The following is a 1937-nucleotide window of genomic DNA, read 5'->3' as shown; positions in this document are numbered from 1 at the left end:
GCCCAATGCCGTCATCTTCGATAGCGAGGATGCCGGCGGGCTGTTCATCTACCGATCGGGGTCTTGGTCGGGCGCTATTCCGGGTGGCGGCGGTGCCTACATCGCCACCTGGCCGAGCCTTGGATACACGCCGCTGGCGGTCGTCCAGAACGGTTCGCCGGGGGCGGTATCGGGGTTCTTCCAATACAATTACCCGGCGGCCRGTGTCCCGCGCTTCATTTGTTACCCCTCCGGGCTTTGGCTCCGCAATGGGATCAGTGACCCGCCTGACGGCACAATTTTCAATGTCGTCTACCAGGTCTATCGATTGAGAGCCCAATGAAGCGCGGCAAGATCAAGCTCAATGGGCCAACGCCGATGTTTCGGGTTTCAATGCCCGGCGTCGACGTGGATACGGCGGCTTTGCACCAATTCATCGCGCACGAGGACTTCATGTTCTCGCAGCCCTATGCTTTTGGCTATGTCCAGTGTCCCTTTATTGGCTTCACTGGCGATGCAACGCGGGATGAATCGGTCGCAGTAGGCATCCCCAACATCGGGGTCACGCCGACCATTCACCTCTTTCCGGTCGATCAGAACAACCAGATAGCGTTCCCCGCGCATTTCTCCGAGGGGTCGGGCAGCGCTGGCCGAAACTATCAGATCATCAACTATTTCGTCTCCGGCACCGCGTCTGGCGGCAGCCTCACCATTCGGTTTCAGAAGGGCCTGAACACGGCCTTTTCTCCTAATGGCTGCTATTACATCCTGACTCGCAGCGCGAATGTTGCGGGTGTGCCAGGGCCAGGTGCGGCTGGTCCGCGTGTGCGCATCAACAAGGACGGCATCAAGATCGCCCGGCCCGGCTACAGCGTCGATACGGCGACCGAGGAGAACATGTTCTTCTCCTCAAGCGGCATCGCGGCGCGCGTCTATGAAACCGGACTCGTGGGCGTTGTTGACTTCGCCGGTACTGGCGGCGATCGCTACAAGCGGGCGAGGGTGAACTTCTCGAAGGGGTTCACTCGCCCGCCACCGGTGTTTGCCGCTGGCATCAGGTCGGACGGTGGAATCGACGTCACGCCGGTGCGGTATTGGGTGGCAAATAATACCTATGGCCGCCAACATCCGCACTACCAGGTGTCCGTCGATACGACCGGTTTCGATCTCATGGTCGTCAAGGACTATGGCTCGAACTTCTATTTAGACGTCCCCACCACCTGGCGGTACTGGGTCTTGGACAACGTCCTCGACACCTAGCGGCGGCCTATAATCCCCTTCAGCCTCCAAAGGGCCAATCATGACATCTTCGGTTTATTTGGCCGGCACGGCTTCCGTGTCGAACGRCTCGCCTATTGTGGCGGGCACAGACACGGCTTGGAATGTGGCGCTGGTCACTGGCGGCATGTTCAGCTTTGCTGGGCAGTCAGTGCCGATCATCAGCGTTGAGAGCGACACGTCGCTGACGCTCGCCTACGGGTGGCCCGGCACAACGGCCAGCGGTAGCTACGCCATTGCGCGCGAGACCTCAGAAGCCGTGCGCGCAGCATGGATCAATGATCGGCTGGCGCAAATCCTGACCAAGCTTGCGCTTGCCGGCATTCATCCCGACGGCGCTGGCACCTTGGCAGAGCGCAATGCGTTGTCGCCAGTGCCGGCCGTTGGCTATCTCTGGCTGCGCGTCGAGAACGGCTATAGCCTCGAGTTTTATCGGCGAACCGCAAGCGGCTGGGATGGCCCGTTCGATATCACCGGCCCCGCTGGTCCCGCTGGTGTCCTGCACTGGATTGAGGCCGGCTGGTCGCTTGGCGCCACTTTCGATTACAACGACGGCCTGACTCGCAACGGTACGTCTTACCGCTGCTTTGTGGCGCACACTTCCGGCGCGGCTACTGAGCCAGGCGTTGGCGCCAATTGGCAGACTGTCTGGAAGGTCACGGCTTCCAAGGGCGACAGAG

2 protein-coding genes and 1 pseudogene are annotated in these 1937 nt (G+C 60.7%); all 3 read left to right on the top strand.

What is annotated here, in order from left to right; genetic code table 11:
• The coding region (locus AC1DUU_RS30765; RefSeq protein WP_476787099.1) for a hypothetical protein at positions 1 to 322 on the top strand (322 nt) is incomplete at its 5' end.
• Positions 319 to 1239, top strand: a complete 921-nt coding sequence (locus AC1DUU_RS30760) for a hypothetical protein (RefSeq protein ID WP_476787098.1) — start codon at positions 319 to 321, stop codon at positions 1237 to 1239. The genes AC1DUU_RS30765 and AC1DUU_RS30760, both read left to right, overlap by 4 nt.
• Positions 1240 to 1279: 40 nt before the next feature.
• Positions 1280 to 1937, top strand: a pseudogene (locus AC1DUU_RS30755) (hypothetical protein); the annotation flags it as partial.

The organism is Aminobacter sp. P4_H6_2 (genome assembly GCF_056400805.1).
This window is presented reverse-complemented; position numbering and strand designations above follow the sequence as displayed.